Annotated in this window: 17 protein-coding genes and 2 tRNA genes; 15 read left to right on the top strand and 4 right to left on the bottom strand. The window is 60.3% G+C overall.

What is annotated here, in order from left to right; genetic code table 11:
- Window positions 1-42: 42 nt before the first annotated feature.
- The 3 genes from AADW22_RS08985 to AADW22_RS08995 are packed head-to-tail and all read right to left on the bottom strand — an operon-like array spanning window position 43 to window position 2,410.
- Window positions 43-1,119, bottom strand: coding sequence for a methyltetrahydrofolate--corrinoid methyltransferase (locus AADW22_RS08985; RefSeq protein WP_005853246.1), 1,077 nt, complete (start codon window positions 1,117-1,119; stop codon window positions 43-45).
- Window positions 1,120-1,135: 16 nt separating this feature from the next.
- Window positions 1,136-2,065 carry a 5,10-methylenetetrahydrofolate reductase gene (locus tag AADW22_RS08990; protein WP_074635201.1) on the bottom strand — a complete coding sequence of 310 codons (930 nt, stop codon included), beginning with the start codon at window positions 2,063-2,065 and terminating at the stop codon, window positions 1,136-1,138.
- A gap of 48 nt (window positions 2,066-2,113) precedes the next feature.
- The gene (locus tag AADW22_RS08995) at window positions 2,114-2,410 is read right to left on the bottom strand and encodes a virulence factor (protein ID WP_064215753.1); all 297 of its coding nucleotides are present in this window, start codon (window positions 2,408-2,410) and stop codon (window positions 2,114-2,116) included.
- Between the two features lie 261 nt (window positions 2,411-2,671).
- Between AADW22_RS08995 and AADW22_RS09000 the strand changes: the two genes are divergently transcribed.
- The 10 genes from AADW22_RS09000 (at window position 2,672) to AADW22_RS09045 (ending at window position 11,375) form a co-directional block, all read left to right on the top strand.
- A complete protein-coding gene (locus AADW22_RS09000) occupies window positions 2,672-3,787 on the top strand; it encodes a Ppx/GppA phosphatase family protein (protein ID WP_005853251.1) in 1,116 nt (371 codons plus the stop codon).
- Window positions 3,787-4,566, top strand: coding sequence for an RlmE family RNA methyltransferase (locus tag AADW22_RS09005; protein ID WP_289081158.1), 780 nt, complete (start codon window positions 3,787-3,789; stop codon window positions 4,564-4,566). Before AADW22_RS09000 ends, AADW22_RS09005 begins: the two co-directional genes overlap by 1 nt.
- Before the next feature lie 258 nt (window positions 4,567-4,824).
- Window positions 4,825-7,686: a monovalent cation/H+ antiporter subunit A gene (locus AADW22_RS09010; protein ID WP_407473552.1), complete on the top strand. Its 2,862-nt coding sequence runs from the start codon at window positions 4,825-4,827 to the stop codon at window positions 7,684-7,686.
- Between the two features lies 1 nt (window position 7,687).
- Complete coding sequence (locus tag AADW22_RS09015; protein WP_005853256.1) at window positions 7,688-8,065, top strand: Na+/H+ antiporter subunit C; 378 nt, start codon at window positions 7,688-7,690, stop codon at window positions 8,063-8,065.
- Window positions 8,062-9,708: a monovalent cation/H+ antiporter subunit D gene (locus tag AADW22_RS09020; RefSeq protein WP_288397039.1), complete on the top strand. Its 1,647-nt coding sequence runs from the start codon at window positions 8,062-8,064 to the stop codon at window positions 9,706-9,708. Before AADW22_RS09015 ends, AADW22_RS09020 begins: the two co-directional genes overlap by 4 nt.
- 1 nt (window position 9,709) lies before the next feature.
- A complete protein-coding gene (locus AADW22_RS09025) occupies window positions 9,710-10,201 on the top strand; it encodes a Na+/H+ antiporter subunit E (protein ID WP_005853260.1) in 492 nt (163 codons plus the stop codon).
- Window positions 10,198-10,467, top strand: coding sequence for a K+/H+ antiporter subunit F (locus tag AADW22_RS09030; protein WP_005853262.1), 270 nt, complete (start codon window positions 10,198-10,200; stop codon window positions 10,465-10,467). The genes AADW22_RS09025 and AADW22_RS09030 overlap by 4 nt, the downstream gene beginning before the upstream one ends.
- Entirely contained in the window at window positions 10,460-10,819 is a 360-nt protein-coding gene (locus tag AADW22_RS09035; RefSeq protein WP_005853264.1) for a Na+/H+ antiporter subunit G, read from the top strand. Before AADW22_RS09030 ends, AADW22_RS09035 begins: the two co-directional genes overlap by 8 nt.
- Window positions 10,820-11,005: 186 nt before the next feature.
- A tRNA-Asp gene (locus tag AADW22_RS09040) sits at window positions 11,006-11,082 on the top strand.
- Window positions 11,083-11,298: 216 nt separating this feature from the next.
- Window positions 11,299-11,375, top strand: a tRNA-Asp gene (locus tag AADW22_RS09045).
- 74 nt (window positions 11,376-11,449) lie between these two features.
- On the opposite strand, the gene AADW22_RS09050 is transcribed toward AADW22_RS09045, so the two are convergent.
- A complete protein-coding gene (locus tag AADW22_RS09050) occupies window positions 11,450-12,826 on the bottom strand; it encodes a M20/M25/M40 family metallo-hydrolase (protein WP_037944162.1) in 1,377 nt (458 codons plus the stop codon).
- 337 nt (window positions 12,827-13,163) lie between these two features.
- Between AADW22_RS09050 and hemA the strand changes: the two genes are divergently transcribed.
- The 5 genes from hemA to AADW22_RS09075 all read left to right on the top strand — a co-directional run bounded on the left by hemA (window position 13,164) and on the right by AADW22_RS09075 (window position 18,732).
- Complete coding sequence (hemA, locus tag AADW22_RS09055) at window positions 13,164-14,387, top strand: 5-aminolevulinate synthase (RefSeq protein WP_005853267.1); 1,224 nt, start codon at window positions 13,164-13,166, stop codon at window positions 14,385-14,387.
- A gap of 117 nt (window positions 14,388-14,504) precedes the next feature.
- Window positions 14,505-15,749, top strand: coding sequence for a helix-turn-helix domain-containing protein (locus AADW22_RS09060; protein ID WP_180827627.1), 1,245 nt, complete (start codon window positions 14,505-14,507; stop codon window positions 15,747-15,749).
- A gap of 98 nt (window positions 15,750-15,847) precedes the next feature.
- A complete protein-coding gene (gene ispG / locus AADW22_RS09065) occupies window positions 15,848-16,981 on the top strand; it encodes a flavodoxin-dependent (E)-4-hydroxy-3-methylbut-2-enyl-diphosphate synthase (RefSeq protein WP_074635003.1) in 1,134 nt (377 codons plus the stop codon).
- Window positions 16,982-17,041: 60 nt separating this feature from the next.
- Complete coding sequence (locus AADW22_RS09070) at window positions 17,042-18,196, top strand: DNA cytosine methyltransferase (protein WP_304951289.1); 1,155 nt, start codon at window positions 17,042-17,044, stop codon at window positions 18,194-18,196.
- Entirely contained in the window at window positions 18,193-18,732 is a 540-nt protein-coding gene (locus tag AADW22_RS09075; RefSeq protein WP_289086247.1) for a GIY-YIG nuclease family protein, read from the top strand. Before AADW22_RS09070 ends, AADW22_RS09075 begins: the two co-directional genes overlap by 4 nt.

Genomic DNA, 18,732 nt, shown 5'->3' on the forward strand with positions numbered 1-18,732 from the left:
GGTTTGCGGGGATTTTGACCTTGGCGGTAGGGAGAATCCCCATTACCGGCGGCGGCCACCCTTGCGGCCGGCGCGACCACGCCCCTCTTGACCGGCCTTGGGCGCGACCTTGTTGAACTTGATCCATTCGGTGCCGTGAGGGTCGCGGTCGAACAGGAAGTTGGCGGCGCGGATCGCCTCCATCTCTTTGCCGGGGGTGGGTTTGGTCGATCCCATCCCGAAGAGCGTCACAAAGGTTTCGTCGTCGATCTCGTCCGGCAGGATGATGCCCGCCGTCACCAGTTCGGCCTTCTTCTCGGCAATCTTGGTCTGGTTCACGGGCAGGGTGATCGGGTTCATGATCGCCGAGGTCATGCCAGCGCCCATTGCCATCGGCAGGAAAGCATTGTTGATGCCGTGACGGTTGGGCAGGCCAAAACTGATGTTGGAGGCACCACAGGTCGTGTTCACGCCCAGTTCTTCGCGCAGACGGCGCACAAGGGTAAAGACCTGATGCCCCGCCGTCGCCATCGCGCCGATGGGCATGACCAGAGGGTCGACCACGATATCATGGGCCGGAATACCGAAGTCGGCCGCGCGTTCTACGATCTTCTTGGCAACGTCGAAACGCACGTCGGGATCTTCGGAAATGCCCGTGTCGTCGTTCGAGATCGCAACCACAGGCACGTTGTATTTCTTGACCAGCGGTAGCACGAGCTCCAGCCGTTCTTCCTCGCCGGTGACCGAGTTCAGCAGCGGGCGGCCCTCGCAGGCCTCAAGACCGGCTTCCAGCGCACCGGGGACCGAGCTGTCGATGCACAGCGGGATGTCGACGACGTTTTGCACGACGCGGATCAGTTCGGGCATCAGCATCGGTTCGACAAAGTTATTATCCGCATAGCGGGGGTCTTCGGCCATCTTGTTCGAGAAAACGGCACCCGAGTTCACGTCCAGAATATTCGCGCCCGCCGCGGCTTGCGCAATGGCGTCCGCCTCGACGCGGCTGAAATCACCACGCTCCAGCTCTTCAGCGAGGATCTTGCGGCCGGTGGGGTTGATCCGCTCCCCGATCACGCAAAAGGGCTCGTCAAAGCCGATGATCGCTGTTTTTGTTTTGGATTCGACGACAGTTCTGGTCATGGTGTTCAGTCTTTCCTTAGACGGAGTTGGCTGGCTGAGCAGCGGGTCCGCCATTTTCAATGGCCCAATTGGCATTCGTCTTGATCCCACCCAGCGGGAAGAAATGCACATGGGTAATGTTGAAATCTGGGTTGGCGGCTTTGTGGGCGGCCAGTTCGGTGATCACATCTGTCGGCTCGTAGGGCAACAGCAGTTTGGTGACATCCATCGCGCGCTTTTGCAGCACCTTCAGCGAAGGGCCGACCCCGCAGGCGATGGCGAATTTGATCAGGGTTTGCAGCTTGGCGGGGCCGGCAATGCCGATGTGGATCGGCAGGTCGATGCCCGCGTGTTTCAGGCTGTCGGCCCATTCGATGATCGGCTGTGCCTCGAATGCGAATTGTGTGGCGATGGCCATCTTCGCGTCCGTCCGTTCGGAGAAACCCTGCTTCCAGCGCAGCGCATCATCCACCCGTAGACGTGATCCATCGGTGTCGATGTCGCGGTTGCCTTCGGGGTGGCCCGCGATGTGCAGCCGTTCAAACCCGTGTTTGTCGAACAATCCGGTGTCCATCAACTGCATGGAGTCGCTGAAATCGCCGTGGGGCGTCGTGACGCCACCAGCCAGCAGCAAGGCTTGGCGTACGTCAGCCTCGCCCTGATACATGGCGATCCAGTTTTCCAGCGTGGCACGATCCTTGATGATGCGGGCGGGAAAGTGCGGCATGACCTTATAGCCGTCTGCATTAAGCCGCGCGGCTGTGGCGACCATGTCTTCGATCGGGGTGCCATCGATATGCGCGATATAGACCCGTGTCCCCTCGGGCAGCAGATCGCGGAAGTCTTCGACCTTTTCCGCCGTGCGGGGCATCACCTCGATCGAGTAGTCGCGCAAAAAATCCGCGACCTCGGGGGTAGGCAGATCGGACACGGGGGCTTCTTTGCGCCGGAAGTTCAAAAGGGACATGAGCATTTCTTTCATGAAGGGATCAACTTTTGCACCGACAGCGGGCGGTCAGGCCCAGCCGTCATTGGCAATCAGCGTCTTGATGCGGTCACGGTCGAACTCTGCGTCGATGCGCGCGACCTCTGCATCGGCCACGGCGTCGGCTTCGCCGTCGACCGTATAGGGATCGGCCTTGCGCCATTCGGCCAGATAGGCATCGCTGTCATCCGCGCCGATTTTCATAGCGGCACGGTCGATGGCCTGTTCGAACCGTTCGGGCAGCGGACGCTTGGACCCGCGACGGCCTTTGCCGACGATGACCTGCGCAGGAATATCACGCCAATAGACGATGGTAACTTCGGGCATGATTGATTCCTCTGCTGTGCTTGTTTTTCTTAGCGGCTGTTGATCTGTCCCCGTCGCCGTTTTTCGACATTCAGAACGGCGTCTGCGACGTGGTCACACTACAGGGCGCAACCGCGACAGGCGAGGGGGGCGGGGCGTCATAATTCTCAAGATGGTTGTGAGGGCGACTATAAGCTTACGCTGCCGGATCTCTGGTTTCCCGCTTGCCCCTTGCCCGCAGAAACATTACCTTGGGGGCAACTCAATATGAAAGGCGCAATCATGGCGCCACAGCGTCCCAAAGGTGCGGGCGCGCTCGATGTACCGCCGGCTCTGAGCCCCGCGCCAGTTCCGCCCAGATCGACCGAACTTTATGCGGCCCTTGATCTGGGCACAAATAGTTGTCGCATGCTGATCGCACAGCCAAAAGGCAGCGGTTTCCATGTCGTCGATAGCTTCTCGAAGTCTGTCCAGCTTGGGGCAGGGCTTGAGAAAACCGGGCGATTGTCGCGCGGATCGATGACGCGTACCATTCAGGCATTGCGGATTTGCCAGCAAAAGCTGCGCCGTAACAAGGTGCGGCGGATGCGGCTTGTCGCGACCGAGGCGTGCCGCCGTGCCGCCAACGGTGCGGAATTCATGCAGCGTATCCAGCGCGAGACGGGGCTAAAGCTTGATATCATCAAGCCCGAGGAAGAAGCGCAGCTTGCCGTGATTTCCTGCGCGCCGCTGGTGAACCGCAAGACCCACAATCTGCTGGTAGTGGACATTGGCGGCGGTTCGACCGAACTGGTCTGGATCGACATCTCGAAGGTGCCAAAGGCGGATCGTGCGCAATCCATCATGCGGCTGCATGGGGGCTTCCATCAGGCGAAGACAGACGTGCCCGCCGCGCGTGTGGTCGACTGGATCAGCGTGCCTTTGGGCGTGGCGACCCTGCGCGATCAATTCTCTGACGTGGAAGACGACGCCGCACGCTTTGCCTTGATGAGCTGGTTCTTCGAGGAGAACCTGACCGACTTCACCCCTTATCAGTCGATCCAGTCGCAGGACCATTTCCAGATTGTCGGCACCTCGGGCACGGTCACCACTGTTGCTGCCAGCCATTTGGGGCTAAAGCGCTACGACCGGACAAAGGTGGACGGGCTTCGCATGACCTCGGCGCAGATCGACAAGGTGATCCATTCCTATCTTGCGATGGGGCCGGGCGGGCGGCGTGCCGATCCGCGTATCGGGCTGGACCGTCAGGCGTTGATCATGTCAGGGGCCGCGATCTTGCAGGCGTTGATGCGGTGCTGGCCGACGGATAGATTAAGTGTTGCAGACCGTGGTCTGCGCGAGGGGCTGCTATATGCCCAGATGAGCGCGGATGGCGTTTTGGAAGAAGGATTAGGCTGATGGCGAAAACTCCGACAGGCAAGACGCCCACGGGCGGTGCGTCGGGCGGGAAGACCCCCACTGGCAAGAATACATCAGGGCGCGGCCAGCGTGACCTCAAGGTCAAGGTCAAGTCGGCCCGCGGACGCAAGCTAAGCTCGACCCGTTGGTTGCAGCGCCAGTTGAACGATCCTTATGTCAAACGCGCCAATGCCGAAGGGTATCGCGGGCGGGCGGCTTACAAGATCATGGAACTGGACGACAAATACCGCTTTTTGGTGCCCGGTGCGCGGGTGGTCGACCTTGGTGCGGCCCCCGGTGGCTGGTGTCAGGTCGCGGTCAAACGCTGTAACGTTCTGGGCGAGAAAAAGGGCAAGAACGTCGGGACCATTCTGGGGATCGACCTGCAAGAGATGGAGCCGATTGCAGGCTGCGAATTGCACCAGCTTGATTTCATGGAAGACGACGCGGACGAGATCGTCAAAGGCTGGCTGGGGGGCAAGGCCGATGTGGTGATGTCCGACATGGCGGCGTCAAGCTCGGGCCACAAACAGACCGACCACAACCGGATCATCGCGCTGTGCGAAGCTGCGGCCTATTTTGCGTTTGACGTGCTTGAGGATGGCGGCACATTTGTCGCGAAAGTGCTGGCCGGCGGGGCGGAGGGCGACTTGCAACAGCTCCTCAAACGTCGGTTTACCAAGGTCGCCAATATCAAACCCCCCGCCAGCCGGTCCGACAGTTCCGAGAAATTCGTGGTCGCCACCGGTTTCAAAGGGGCGCTACCCGAAGACCAATAGAATCTGTAAGCCCCGCACTGCCCCAAGGCGCGCGGAATTATCAAATGTGATGCGGCAGTTAGACGACTGCCGCATTTTTTTGTGCGGCGGATGCGGTTGCTCTCTTACATATTCGTGAAATGGACCTAGATTGGATCATCGCGCCGCGGCAAAGTTCAATTGCTGCGACAAGAAGCCCTCATAAATCCGTATTTTTCCATCGCAATTTGCGAAAAGAGGGCTGGTCGTTTTGGCGTGGCTCATGACATAGTTGCGGCCATGTCTTTGTTCCTGATTATAGCCCTCCCGTTTCTTGGCGCCTTGCTGCCCGGCCTGATGTATCAGGCAGGCCGTCAAAGCTGCTTTTTGGTGACCTTTCTGGTGACGGCCTGCGCCGCGATCGGCCTTGCGACACATGCACCGGCCGTTCTTGCAGGCGAGGTCGTGACCGCCAGCCTTTCGTGGCTGCCGCAGCTGGGGTTGAATGTGAACCTGTTCCTCGATCCGCTGGGGTTGATGTTCGCGGGTCTGATCCTTGGCATCGGGATGCTGATCATCCTTTATGCGCGGTTCTACCTGTCGCGTGACGACAATATGGGCGCGTTCTTTACCTATCTGCTGCTGTTCCAAGGCGCGATGGTCGGGATCGTCCTGGCGGATAACATCTTGATGTTGCTCATTTTCTGGGAGCTGACGTCGCTGTCGTCCTTCTTGCTGATCGGGTTCTGGAAGCATCTGCCCGAAGGGCGCCAAGGCGCGCGTATGGCCCTGACCGTGACGGGGATGGGCGGTCTGGCGATGATCGGTGGCATGCTGCTGCTGGGGCAGATTGTGGGCAGCTATGACCTGACCGTAATCCTTGAGAACCGCGAGCTGATCCAAGCGTCGCCGTTGTATCTGCCTGCGCTGATCCTAATCCTGCTGGGCTGTTTCACCAAATCCGCTCAGTTCCCTTTCCACTTCTGGCTGCCGCACGCGATGGCGGCCCCGACGCCTGTGTCGGCCTATCTGCACTCTGCCACGATGGTGAAGGCGGGGCTGTTCCTGATGGCGCGCATGTGGCCGGTGCTGTCGGGCACTGAAATCTGGATCGTGCTGGTCTGCTCTGCCGGGTTGATCACGATGGTGCTTGGCGCGCTGATCGCGATTTTCAAGAACGACCTCAAGGCGCTGTTGGCGTTTTCCACCGTGTCGCATCTGGGACTGATCACCTTCCTGCTGGGCACGGGCACCTCTTTTGGGGCGATGGCGGCGGTGTTCCACATTCTGAACCACGCGAGCTTTAAGGCCGCCTTGTTCATGAGCGCCGGCATCGTGGATCATGCGGTCCACACCCGCGATATGACCCGACTGGGGGGCTTGCGCCGTCTGATGCCGATCACTTTTGCGATTGCCACGTTGGCCGCATTGTCGATGGCGGGTATTCCACTGCTCAACGGGTTCCTGTCCAAAGAGATGATGCTGGAAGAGGCGCTGCACACCACGCTGTTCGGCTCGCCCTATCTGGTGGCGGCAGTGGCAACGCTCGGCGCGCTTTTCTCGGCCGCGTATAGCTTCCGGTTTATTGCGCATACCTTCCTGGGCAAAGAGCGGAACGATTACCCCGCCAAACCCCACGACCCCGAGTTTGGCCTGTGGATTTCCCCGGCTTTGCTGATCATCCCCGTGATCGTGATCGGTGTGGCACCGTTCCTGGCTGAACCCTTTGTGCGCACCGTGACCCAAGCTGTCATCGGCTCTGCCGCCGAGATGCCAAGCGCGCATATCAAGCTGTGGCACGGCTTCGTGCCCGCGCTCGGCATGTCGGCGATTGCTGTGGTGGGTGGTTTGCTGCTGCTCGCCGCCTTCGGCCCGTTGGCGCGTCTTTGGGCCGCCACACCGCGCCCCGAGGCCAAAGATATCTTTGACCGTATCATCGCCGCGGCCGTGGGTCTTGCCGGTCTGGTATCGGAGCGGCTGCACAACGGGTCCTTTACCCGCTACGCTGCCGTCTTCGTGACCGCCGTCGTCGCCATCGGGGCGCATGCGTGGTTTACCGGCACCGATGGCGCCCCCGCGCGCGAGATGCTGCCCATCACGCCCGTCGGCTTTGCCGGTTGGCTGATGCTGATGATCGCGACGGGTTTCCTTGTGACGGTACATCGCAACCGTCTGGCGGTTCTGATCCTGATGGGGATCATCGGCTTGATGGTATCGGTCGGGTTCAACTATTTCTCGGCCCCCGATCTGGCGCTCACGCAGATCTCGGTCGAGGTGGTGACAATTGTCCTGTTGTTGCTGGCGCTCAACTTCATGCCCAACAGCACACCTAAGGAAAGCACCATTCTGCACCGCAGCCGCGATATCGTGGTATCGGTCGTGGCAGGGCTGGCGGCAGCCGGCCTGATCTATTCGATCCTGATGTCGGATTTCCCGATTGCCTCTATCGCTGACTACCACCTTGCCAATTCCTATAAAGGCGGCGGCGGCACCAATGTGGTCAACGTGATCCTCGTGGATTTCCGTGGCTTCGACACCTTTGGCGAGATCATCGTTCTGGGGATCGCCGCGCTGGTCATCTATGCCCTGACAGAGGCGCTGATGTCTGGCCCAGTGCGCGCGCGTCTACTGAACCGTGGCTATGAGGAAGAGCGCGCAGGCGATGCGCATCCGCTGATGATGGTGGTGCTGACACGCGTGTTGATGCCTGTCGTTCTGCTGGTCGGTGTCTATATCTTCCTGCGGGGTCACAACGAACCGGGCGGTGGTTTTGTCGCCGGTCTGGTGGTCGCGATCGCGGTCGTGATGCAATATATGGCCAGCGGCTTTGCCTGGGCGGACAAGCGCCAGCGCTATCATTACCACGGGATCATCGGGGCAGGGGTGCTTTGCGCTGGTCTGACCGGTATCGGTGCGTGGTTTGCCGGTGCGCCGTTCCTGTCCTCTGCCTTTGGCTACTTCCGCATCCCCCCGATGGAGAAATTCGAGCTCGCCACCGCTATGGGCTTTGACCTTGGGGTCTTCCTCGCCGTTGTCGGCGCGGTGATGCTGTCGCTTGAAAGTTTCTCGCGGTTGGGCCGTCGCGCCGGCATCGAGGAAAGCGAACATGCAATGGATATCGACCCGTCACGGGATGAACCGAAAACCGAGACGGAGACCTGATATGGAGCTTTTAGTCGCGTCCGCCATTGGCGTTCTCACCGCTGCCGGGATCTATCTGATCCTGCGTTTGCGTACCTTTCCCGTGATCATCGGCACCTCGCTGATCAGCTATGCGGTCAATGTGTTCCTGTTCGCCTCCGGGCGGCTGGCGCTGAACGCCCCGCCGATCCTGCGCGACGGGGTCGAGGTCTATACCGATCCGCTGCCCCAAGCGCTGGTGCTGACGGCGATCGTGATCTCCTTTGGGATGACAGCCGTGGTCGTGATGATCGCGGTCGGGTCCTACCTCAGCGCGGGCGATGATCTGGTCAACGAACCCGACACGCTGGCCGGAGCCGATACCGCAGAACCCTCTCCACGCGGAGGAGGCCCGGCATGACCCATTGGCTTATTCTTCCGATCGTTCTGCCAGCCATGCTGGCGGCGTTCATGGTGCTGGCCGCGCGCTATCATCTCCTGATCCAACGGGTGCTGTCCGTTACGGGCACGCTGGGGTTGCTGGCACTGGCGCTTGGGCTGTTCTGGCAGGCCTCCGACGGGACGGTCAGCCTGTACCAGCTTGGCAACTGGGCGGCCCCTTTTGGTATCGTGCTGGTCGCGGATCGTCTGTCGACGCTGATGGTCCTGCTGACCTGTGTGCTGGCCGTGCCGGTGCTGCTTTATGCGATCGGGTCGGGCTGGGATAACCGCGGGCGGCATTTCCATCCGCTGTTCCAATTCCAGCTTATGGGGATATTGGGCGCCTTCCTGACCGGCGACGCCTTCAACCTGTTCGTTTTCTTCGAAGTGTTGTTGATCGCCTCTTACGGGTTGATGATCCACGCGGGCGGGCAACGGCGTCTGCGCGCGGGGACGCAATATGTGCTGTATAACCTGCTGGGCTCGACCCTGTTCCTCTTTGCCCTTGGTACGATCTATGCCGAGACAGGCACGCTGAACATGGCCGATCTGGCGATGCGCGTGGCGACGCTTGATGCGGGTGATGGTGCGGGTATTCGCGTTGCGGCGGTGCTGTTGCTGCTGGTCTTTGCGGTCAAGGCCGCGATCCTGCCGCTGCATTTCTGGCTGCCCGCCAGCTATAGCGAGGCACCGGCCCCCGTGGCGGCGCTGTTCGCGATCATGACCAAGGTCGGGGCCTATTGTATCATCCGGTTCTACACGCTGGTTTTCCCCCCCGATCTTGAGATCACGCAGGGGCTGTTTGATGTCTGGCTGATGCCTGCCGCGCTGCTGACCGTCGCACTTGGTATGGCGGGCGTGTTGGGGGCCAAAAGGGCCGACCGCATGGTCGCGTTCTCGGTGATCGGGTCGATGGGCATGCTGCTGGCTGCCGTGTCGGTCTTTACCCCCGCCGGAATTTCCGCCGCCCTTTATTATGCGATCCATTCCACCTTTGCCGCCGCAGCATTGTTCTTGCTGATCGACGTGATCCGCAGCCGTCGCGGCGCGGCCGAGGTGTCCTTTGTCGATGCGCCGCCGCTGGCAGGTGGGGCGCTTGTCGCGGGTATGTTCTTTGTCGCGGCGATCGCCATGACCGGTCTGCCGCCGCTCTCGGGCTTTCTGGGCAAACTGCTGATCCTTGACGCTGCACGCAGCGCTGACCTGATGTGGTGGGTCTGGGGTGTGATCCTTGTCGGATCGCTGATCGCGGTTGTCGGTTTCTCCCGCGCGGGGAGCCAGATTTTCTGGAAAGCGCACCAGTCCGCCCCAGAACCTGCCGAGGGTGATGAGGCACCGGTCGTGGCAGAGGGACAGGGCGTTTTGCCGATGGTGGCCATTGGCGGGCTGCTCGCCCTGCTTGTCGCGCTGACCGTTGCGGCGGGGCCCATGACCCGCGTGCTGAATGCGACCGCTGCCCAACTGTTCAACCCCGAACGCTATCTTGCGGTGGTCCTGACCACGCCGGGTAAAGAGATCACGGACCATCACGCAGAGGATGACCACGGCGACGCCGAGGGATCAGCCGATGCGACAGAGGACCACGGCGCAGAGGATGCCGCCGCACCAGAAAAGGATCACTGATATGTTGTCCCGACTGCTTCCGCACCCGATGCTGACAGCGATCCTCGCGATTGCCTGGTGTCTGCTGGTCAATGAAATCAAACTTGGCACAATTGTCTTTGGTGTCATTCTGGGGCTGCTGATCCCGATTGCCACCGCGGCCTATTGGCCTGACCGCCCGCCGGTCGCGAAACCGGTCAAGCTTCTGGGCTATCTGATCATGGTCATGTGGGATATTCTGGTCGCCAACGTCGTGGTCGCGATGATCGTCCTGTTCAAGTCCAACAAGAACATGCGCCCCGCCTGGGTCGTCATCCCGCTAGAACTGCGCACCCCCGAGGCGATCACCATGCTGGCGGGGACAATCACCCTAACGCCCGGTACGGTGTCGGCGGATGTGTCCGAAGACGGGAAAGCCTTGCTGGTCCATGCGCTGGATGCTGAAAACCCTGACGCGGTGCGTGACGATATCAAACAGCGCTACGAGCGTCGCCTGAAGGAGATTTTCGAATGATTCTGATTGCATTGAATATCGCCTTTGTCGCTGTCGCGGTCTCGCAGCTTCTGGCGATGCTGCGGTTGTTGAAAGGCCCCAATACCGGCGACCGTATCCTGTCGCTGGATACGATGGTGGTGAATGCGATTGCCCTGATCATCCTGCTGGGGATGCGTTTGGGCACCGACATCTATTTTGAAAGTGCGATGATCTTTGCCATGCTTGGCTTTGTGTCGACCGTGGCCATCGCGCGCTTTGTGCTGCGAGGTGATATCATTGAGTGATCTACCCCTAATCCCCGAAATCATCATCTCGGCCCTGCTGATTGTGGGCGGGTTCTTTACCCTTGTCGGTTCCATCGGCCTGATCAAGCTGGACAACTGCATGTCCCGTCTGCACGCACCGACCAAAGCCTCGACACTGGGCGTGGGGTCGCTGCTGATGGCGGCGATGATCTATTCTTTCGTCTCCGGCACAGGGTCCCTGCACGAGATACTGGTAATGGCGTTCTTGTTCGTCACAGCCCCCATTACCGGCAATTTCATCGCCAAGGTGAATTTGCACCGGCTGCATCAGACCAAGGATATGCCGCCAGCGCCCAGTGATCACGTCTGGGGCACATACTCCGACAAATAAGCCGAGCCCGCGCCCCAAAGCGCGGGTTTTTTCTTGGGCGCAAGGTGGGTCGGGCAGGGCGTCTGACGGCGGATCAAAGAAAATTTCAATTTTCCTGCCGATCCATGCAAAACCCCGCTTGACGCCATCGCGAGCAAACCCTATCACCACCAAACGCTTCGACGGCAACGACGAAGTACGCAGTGGGCGGTTGTAGCTCAGTTGGTTAGAGTACCGGCCTGTCACGCCGGGGGTCGCGGGTTCGAACCCCGTCAACCGCGCCACCGCTGCATTTTATCAGATATTTTGATAACAAGCACACGCCCTTCGGGGCGTGGTTTGCTTGTGCGTTCAGACCCCTGATTTCCGCCTAGGGCAGGGGATTTCGGGTGCTGATTCATGCGCAAAATGCGGCGATGAAAATTTCCAAAATTCTTTGTAGTTTTCTGCGGTTAATCGCTTGACGCTCTGCGCTGGTTATCTTATTCCGCCCTTACTGCGCGGTTGTAGCTCAGCTGGTTAGAGTACCGGCCTGTCACGCCGGGGGTCGCGGGTTCGAGCCCCGTCAACCGCGCCACTTCTCCCTTTTTAGATTTCTGATTTACCTCGTCCTAAAAAGGGAAAAGCGGGCCGCTAGGCCCGCCCGTTTGCTTACGTCATCGCATCCAGAATACGTGCCCAGCTTCGGATTCCCTTGTGGAAGCTTTCGAGGTCGTATTTCTCGTTCGGGGAGTGGATGGCGTCGTCGTCTTTGCCGAATCCGATCAGGACCGGCGTGGTATCCAGAATTTTCTGGAAATGCCCCGCAATGGGAATCGATCCGCCACATCCGACATAGGCGGCGGGGACATTCCATTCATCGGTCAGCGCTTTGCGGGCATCTTCGAATGCGGGGGCGGTGGTCTCGAAGACCGATCCTTGGCTCGACCCGTGGGCGTGGAACGTCGCTTCGCAGTCCTCGGGCATCATGTCTGTTACCATCTTGCGAAAGCTTTCGCGGATGACGTGCGGGTCCTGGGTGCCCACCAGACGGAAGCTGATCTTGGCGTGGGCCTGCGAGGGCAGCACGGTCTTGAAACCGGCACCTGTGTATCCGCTCCACATGCCGTTGACCTCGCACGTGGGGCGCGACCAGATCATCTCGATCGGCATACGGTCCTGTTCGCCGGCGGGTTTCGACAGGCCCACATCGCCAAGGAAGCTGTCATGATCAAAGGCAAGCCCTTGCCACTGCGCCTGAATATCGTCGGGCAGTTCTGGCACCCCGTCGTAGAAACCGGGCACCGTGATGCGGCCCGTGTCATCATGCAGGGAGGCGATGACCTTGGACAGGACGCGCGCGGGGTTCATCGACACGCCGCCGTACATGCCAGAGTGCAGATCAAGATCAGGGCCGGTGATGGTGACCTCTTCGCCCATCAAGCCGCGCAGCATCGTTACGATTGACGGCACCTTGGATTGGAACATGCCCGTGTCGCAGATCATCGCATAGTCGGCGCGCAGCTCGTCTGCATTCTCTTCCATAAAGGGTACCAGCGACGGGGAGCCTGATTCTTCCTCGCCCTCGAAGAAGAAGGTCATGCGGCAGGGGAAATCGCCATTGACCGCTTTCCACGCGCGCAGCGCCTCGACAAAGGTCATCAGCTGGCCCTTGTCATCTGCGGCACCGCGTCCGCGGATCACGCGGCCTTTTGCAGTGTCCTCGACGGCAGGATCAAAGGGATCGCGGTGCCACAGGTTCAGCGGATCGACAGGCTGGACGTCATAGTGACCGTAGAACAGGATATGCGGCTTGTCGGCGGGGCCGTCCACATGGCCCACCACCATCGGGTGACCGGGGGTGGGGCGTTTGGTGGTCTTGATGCCGATGCTGTTCAGATCTTCGACCAGCCAATCGGCGGCGCGGTCGCAGTCTTCCTTGAACGCGGGGTCAGTCGAGATGGAGGGGATGCGCAGCAGATCGAGCAGCCGGTCGGTGGCCGCATCCAGATCATGATCGATCCGTGCCAATACGTCGGGTAGGGACATGGGGGTAAACCTTTCAGTCAGGGTGAAGATTGCCGCGACCGTATCAGCGCGCTTGGCCGTGTCCAGTGGTCCGCCCGAGGTGGCCGCAGCTTGCGCGCCATACCGCGTGAGAATCGCTTGAGAATCAGGCCTTTGACCCAAGCGGGACAGCGTGCAGGTTTCCGATGCGCGACATCCGACCGCGATGCGACGCGCCCCGCGGCGGCACCTGCGACAATCGGTTCCTATTAAGGCATTGAATTGAATGGCTCTAAACTATATTCATTCTAAAGCACGAATATGGCGAATGATCCGGTTGCCTTTGCTGGTCCCGCCACCGACGAAGGAGCAAGGCGCAATGGACTATACCAAACAGCTTGATCAGGCGATTGACCGGCTGCACGAGGAAGGTCGCTACCGCACCTTTATCGACATTGAACGCCGCAATGGTCAATTCCCCCACGCTGTCTGGACCCAACCCGACGGGCAAGAGAAGAATATCACCGTCTGGTGCGGGAATGATTACCTAGGGATGGGGCAAAACCCTGTCGTTCTGGCCGCGATGCACGAAGCACTTGATGCGACAGGTGCAGGGTCGGGCGGGACGCGCAATATCTCGGGCACCACGATTTACCACAAACGTCTTGAGGAAGAGCTGTCGGATCTGCACGGTAAGGAAGCCGCGTTGCTGTTCACCAGCGCCTATATCGCCAATGACGCGACGCTCAGCACGCTTCCCAAGTTGTTTCCCGGTCTTATCATCTATTCCGACGAGCTGAACCACGCGTCGATGATTGAAGGGGTCCGCCGCAATGGCGGGGCCAAGCGTATCTTCCGCCATAACGACGTGGAGCACCTGCGCGCGCTTATGGCCGCCGATGATCCCGCCGCACCCAAGCTGATCGCCTTTGAATCGATTTACTCGATGGATGGCGATTTCGGCCCGATCGAGGCGATTTGCGACATTGCCGATGAATTCGGCGCGCTGACCTATATCGACGAGGTCCACGCCGTGGGGATGTACGGCCCGCGTGGGGCAGGGGTTGCCGAGCGTGATCGCCTGATGCACCGGCTGGATATCATCAACGGGACGCTTGCCAAGGCCTACGGTGTGATGGGGGGCTATATCGCGGCCTCGGCCAAGATGTGCGATGCCATCCGGTCTTACGCGCCGGGTTTCATCTTTACCACGTCCCTGCCGCCAGCGGTTGCCGCCGGTGCTGCGGCCTCGGTCGCCTACCTCAAGACCGCGCCCGAACTGCGCGAGAAGCACCAGCAGCAGGCCAAGGTGCTGAAACTGCGGCTCAAGGGGTTGGGTCTGCCGATTATTGATCACGGCAGCCATATCGTCCCTGTGATTGTCGGAAACCCCGTACACACCAAGATTCTGTCGGATCGCCTGCTAGAGGATCACGGCATCTATGTGCAGCCGATCAACTTCCCCACCGTGCCCCGCGGGACAGAGCGTTTGCGCTTTACCCCGTCGCCCGTACATGGCCCGCTGGAAATCGAAGGGCTGGTCCACGCGATGGACGCTTTGTGGTCCCATTGTGCGCTGAATCGTGCCGAAATGGCGGGGTGACCCCGAATATTTCGTATAGTCCGTTGATTTATGCTACCGATATCGAAAGAAAAGCTTAATCTCGAATCAACATGTTGTTTCGATTAAGGGCAGCGGGCATAGCTACGGGACATTTTTATGATTGGGCGGTGGTCTTCCAAGTCGGCAGATAACGAGCAAGTTGAAGCCAAAGGTTTCGACGCGTTCGACTTGCGCCTTGGTGACCTGATGCGCGGTGAACGCGCGACGCTTGGTAAATCCCTGCTGGATGTCCAACGCGAGCTTCGGATCAAGGCGTCCTACATTGCCGCCATCGAAAACGCCGACCCGGAAGCCTTTGATACACCTGGATTTATTGCCGGTTACGTGCGGTCTTATGCGCGCTATCTGAACATGGACCCGGACAAGGCGTTCGCGGCCTTCTGTGCTGAATCCGGTTTTGCCGTGGCGCATGGCATGTCTTCTAAAGCGTCGGTCGTCAAAAAGCCCACCCGCGAAGAACGGATGACCCGCAATGGCGAGAGCGATATTTTTGCCCGCCCTGCGACGCCCTTCACACCCGTCGGTGATTCCCTTCTGGCGCGAATAGAGCCCGGTGCTTTGGGTTCGCTGCTGGTGCTCGTCGCTTTGATTGGCGGGATCGGCTATGGCGGGTGGAGCGTTCTGAAAGAAGTGCAGCGCGTGCAGGTCTCTCCGGTGGATGAAACCCCTGTTGTGCTGTCTGACCTCGATCCGCTGCAAGGCGCGCTTGCCTCTGCCCCCGAAACGACAGAAGACCCCGATGCGCCGACCGCGATGGCGACGCCACGCTCTGATGCGCTGGACCGGCTTTATCGTCCTGCTGCACTGGATGTACCTGTTCTGGTGGCCCGGGATGCGCCGATTTCCTCGATTGATCCGCGCAGTATCGGCAGCTTTGCCTCGACCTCGCCTTCGCCTGCCGTCGGAGATGCGCTGCGCACCGCTGAAAACACCGTAGTCCAACGGGATACGCCCGAGGTACTGCCGGGTGCCGTGCCGCAGGTGGTCGAAGGGCCCGCGCCGCAGCTGCGTATGGTTGCAGCCTATCCGTCCTGGGTGCGTGTACGCGCCGCAGATGGCAAGGTTATCTTTGAAGGCATCATGAACAAGGGCGACAGCTGGGATATCCCCGCCACCGAAGAGCCCCCGACGCTGCGCACCGGCGAATCCGGCGCGCTGTATTTCGCGATGGATGGGCAGTACTTCGGGCCTGTGGGCGATCGTGGGGCTGTGACGTCCAACCTGCCGCTGCACCGTCAGGCGCTGGCGGAGCTTTACGAGCCAGCCGTACTGGAAGAGAATTCCGCGCTCGCGACAATGGTGGCCGAGCTGAAGAATGCGGCGACTTCGCCGACGGAATAAGCCGGATACCATTGCAACAACGCGACGGGCTGAATAGGTGTAGGGCGAACCGAACCTGACAGACCCTTCGACTGTTTCATTGCCAAAGGTAGCTTTGCATGTCCCTCAATCACATTCGCCCGTGGCGCAACATTTACCGCCGGAAGTCCCGTCAGATCATGGTGGGGAATGTGCCGGTCGGGGGCGATGCGCCGATCACGGTGCAGACGATGACGAACACGCTGACGACGGATGTCAAAGCGACCATTGCGCAGATTCAGGCCGCTGCCGATGTGGGGGCCGATATCGTGCGTGTGTCGGTGCCGGATGTCGAAAGCTCCAAGGCGCTGAAAGAGATCGTGCGCGAGGTATCGGTGCCGATCGTGGCGGATATCCATTTCCACTACAAACGCGGGATCGAAGCCGCCGAGGCGGGGGCCGCTTGTCTGCGGATCAACCCGGGCAATATCGGCGATGAAAAGCGCGTAAAAGAGGTGATCAAAGCCGCGCGGGACAATAATTGTTCGATCCGCATCGGCGTGAATGCTGGATCGCTGGAACGTCACCTGCTTGAGAAATACGGCGAGCCATGCCCCGATGCGATGGTCGAAAGCGGGATGGATCACATCAAGATCCTGCAAGACAATGATTTCCACGAATTCAAGATCAGCTGCAAAGCCTCTGACGTCTTCATGGCCGCCGCTGCCTACCAGCAGTTGGCCGAGGCGACGGATGCTCCGATCCACCTTGGCATCACCGAGGCTGGCGGGCTGACCTCGGGCACGATCAAATCGGCCATCGGCCTGGGCAATCTATTGTGGATGGGCATCGGTGACACGATCCGAGTGTCCCTGTCTGCGGACCCCGTGGAAGAGGTCAAGGTCGGCTACGAGATCCTGAAATCCCTTGGTCTACGTCACCGTGGTGTGAACATCATCAGCTGCCCCAGCTGCGCGCGGCAGGGCTTTGACGTGATCAAGACCGTCGAGGCGCTGGAACAACGGCTGGAGCATATCAAGACCCCGATGAGCCTGAGCATCATCGGCTGCGTCGTCAATGGCCCCGGTGAGGCGCTGATGACGGATGTGGGCTTTACCGGCGGGGGCAACGGGTCGGGCATGGTCTATCTTGCGGGCAAGCAAAGCCATAAGCTGGGCAATGACGCGATGATCGATCACATCGTCGAACAGGTCGAAGCCCGCGCCGCCGCCATCGAGGCAGAGACCCAAGCGGCCGAGCAAGCAGCCGAGTGACTTTGCCCCAAGCGGCGCATTTGCCATCGACAGATATTTGCGTATTCCATATCAATAGATATGCCTGATCACGCCGCCAAGACCCCGACGTACGCCGAGTTTTTCTGCGGCGGTGGCATGGTGCGCGCGGCATTGCAGGACCGCTGGGATTGCGTGCTGGCCAATGATATCGACGCGATGAAATGCAAGGTCTATGCCCAGAATTGGGGGCAGGCGGCATTGCATCAGGGCGATATCGCGGCCATGCCCGATGACTTTCTGACGCGTCAGATCGATATGTATTGGGCGTCGAGCCCTTGTCAGGATTTCAGCCTTGCGGGCAAGGGGCGGGGCTTGGGCGGCGCGCGCAGCGGTGTCTTTGCCCATTGGGCCGACAAGATCGCTACGGCCATAAAAGCAGGCTTTGCGCCGCGTATCATCGCCTTTGAAAACGTCGTCGGGTTGGTGTCGCGCAATGGTGGCGCGGATATGAACACCGTACTCGCGACCTTTGTGCGGCTTGGTTACAAGGTCGGCGCGCTCGAGATCGACGCGCGGCGTTTCCTGCCGCAAAGCCGGCCGCGTCTGTTCGTTGTGTGCGTGCGCGAGGATATCGACATCTCGGGGCTGACGGTGCCGAAACCGTCCCATGTCTTCCACGGCAAGAAGCTGCAAAAATTTCTCGCCTCCGCCGCACGGCCGGTCCGATCCAACTGGGTCTGGTGGAAATTGGGGGACGCCCCCGCCGACGAACAGGCGCTTGAGCGCGTGCTTGAACGGCGTGCCACCATGCCTTGGTTCAGTGCGGCGGATACCGACCGTCTGCTGACGCTGATGTCGCCCCCCAGCCTTGAACGGCTGCGCGTGGCGCGCAAGGCGGGGCGTACGGTGGTGGGCACGATTTATAAACGCGGGCGCCCCGATGCGGATGGGAATGTGCGTCAACGGGCAGAGCTGCGCACCGACGGGATTGCGGGCTGCTTGCGGACCCCTGCGGGCGGGTCCTCGCGGCAGATCCTGATGTTTATCAAGGGCAACCAGACCAAGGCCCGGCTTGTCTCCTCGCGCGAGGTGGCGCGGCTGATGGGGTTGCCGGACAGCTACAAGATGCCCGACACCTACAACAACGCCTACCGCGTGGCGGGGGATGGGGTTGCCGTGCCTGTCGTGCGCTATCTCGACGAGGTGTTGTTCGCGCCACTGCTTGAGCGTCAGTCACTGGGGGCCGTCGCGTGAACGCGGCGCAGGCGTTTCGGGGCAAGGCACTGGCGGCGCTGACCAATCAGATCGGCGTCTATGCGCTTTGTGATCTGGACGGCAACCCGATTTATGTGGGCCAGTCGGTTGATGGTATCCGCACGCGGGTGCGCCGGCATCTGACATCGGCGCGGTCCGACGTGATTGCCAACCGTCAGATCGACGTGTGGGAGATCGCCTTTGTCTGGGCCTGGCCGGTGGCGACCAAGGCAGAGGTAGAACCGCTGGAACGCGCGATCTTTGCCCATTACGACGCTGAATTGCCGTTGATGAACGGCAAGGCGATGGTGGTCGATGCGCCGCTGTTCGACTGGCCGGAAAAGCAGGTTGTGCAGGTCATCGACGAAGAGGAACGACAGTCGCGCCTGACCCCGTCAAACCGGCTGCCGCGCCAGATCAAACAGTATGACTTGCTGGTCGATTATATCCTCAACGTGAAAGAGGCCCCGCATCTCAAGCGGTCGCTTGATGCGCATTTCAAACGCATGGTGCGCTATCATCAGCGGTTTCTCTAG

The sequence above is a fragment of the Sulfitobacter sp. PM12 genome, assembly GCF_045586035.1.
GTDB classification, from domain to species: domain Bacteria; phylum Pseudomonadota; class Alphaproteobacteria; order Rhodobacterales; family Rhodobacteraceae; genus Sulfitobacter; species Sulfitobacter pontiacus.

What these genes read in the sequence shown, in the direction of transcription:
- AADW22_RS09025 (WP_005853260.1), top strand. Translation starts at nt 9,710, where the DNA reads ATGTTGTCCCGACTGCTTCCGCACCCGATGCTGACAGCGATCCTCGCG.
- AADW22_RS09000 (WP_005853251.1), top strand. Translation starts at nt 2,672, where the DNA reads ATGGCGCCACAGCGTCCCAAAGGTGCGGGCGCGCTCGATGTACCGCCG.
- AADW22_RS09005 (WP_289081158.1), top strand. Translation starts at nt 3,787, where the DNA reads ATGGCGAAAACTCCGACAGGCAAGACGCCCACGGGCGGTGCGTCGGGC.
- AADW22_RS09020 (WP_288397039.1), top strand. Translation starts at nt 8,062, where the DNA reads ATGACCCATTGGCTTATTCTTCCGATCGTTCTGCCAGCCATGCTGGCG.
- AADW22_RS09060 (WP_180827627.1), top strand. Translation starts at nt 14,505, where the DNA reads ATGATTGGGCGGTGGTCTTCCAAGTCGGCAGATAACGAGCAAGTTGAA.
- AADW22_RS09030 (WP_005853262.1), top strand. Translation starts at nt 10,198, where the DNA reads ATGATTCTGATTGCATTGAATATCGCCTTTGTCGCTGTCGCGGTCTCG.
- AADW22_RS09050 (WP_037944162.1), bottom strand. Translation starts at nt 12,826, where the DNA reads ATGTCCCTACCCGACGTATTGGCACGGATCGATCATGATCTGGATGCG.
- hemA (WP_005853267.1), top strand. Translation starts at nt 13,164, where the DNA reads ATGGACTATACCAAACAGCTTGATCAGGCGATTGACCGGCTGCACGAG.
- AADW22_RS09010 (WP_407473552.1), top strand. Translation starts at nt 4,825, where the DNA reads ATGTCTTTGTTCCTGATTATAGCCCTCCCGTTTCTTGGCGCCTTGCTG.
- AADW22_RS09015 (WP_005853256.1), top strand. Translation starts at nt 7,688, where the DNA reads ATGGAGCTTTTAGTCGCGTCCGCCATTGGCGTTCTCACCGCTGCCGGG.
- AADW22_RS08995 (WP_064215753.1), bottom strand. Translation starts at nt 2,410, where the DNA reads ATGCCCGAAGTTACCATCGTCTATTGGCGTGATATTCCTGCGCAGGTC.
- AADW22_RS08985 (WP_005853246.1), bottom strand. Translation starts at nt 1,119, where the DNA reads ATGACCAGAACTGTCGTCGAATCCAAAACAAAAACAGCGATCATCGGC.
- ispG (WP_074635003.1), top strand. Translation starts at nt 15,848, where the DNA reads ATGTCCCTCAATCACATTCGCCCGTGGCGCAACATTTACCGCCGGAAG.
- AADW22_RS08990 (WP_074635201.1), bottom strand. Translation starts at nt 2,065, where the DNA reads ATGTCCCTTTTGAACTTCCGGCGCAAAGAAGCCCCCGTGTCCGATCTG.
- AADW22_RS09070 (WP_304951289.1), top strand. Translation starts at nt 17,042, where the DNA reads ATGCCTGATCACGCCGCCAAGACCCCGACGTACGCCGAGTTTTTCTGC.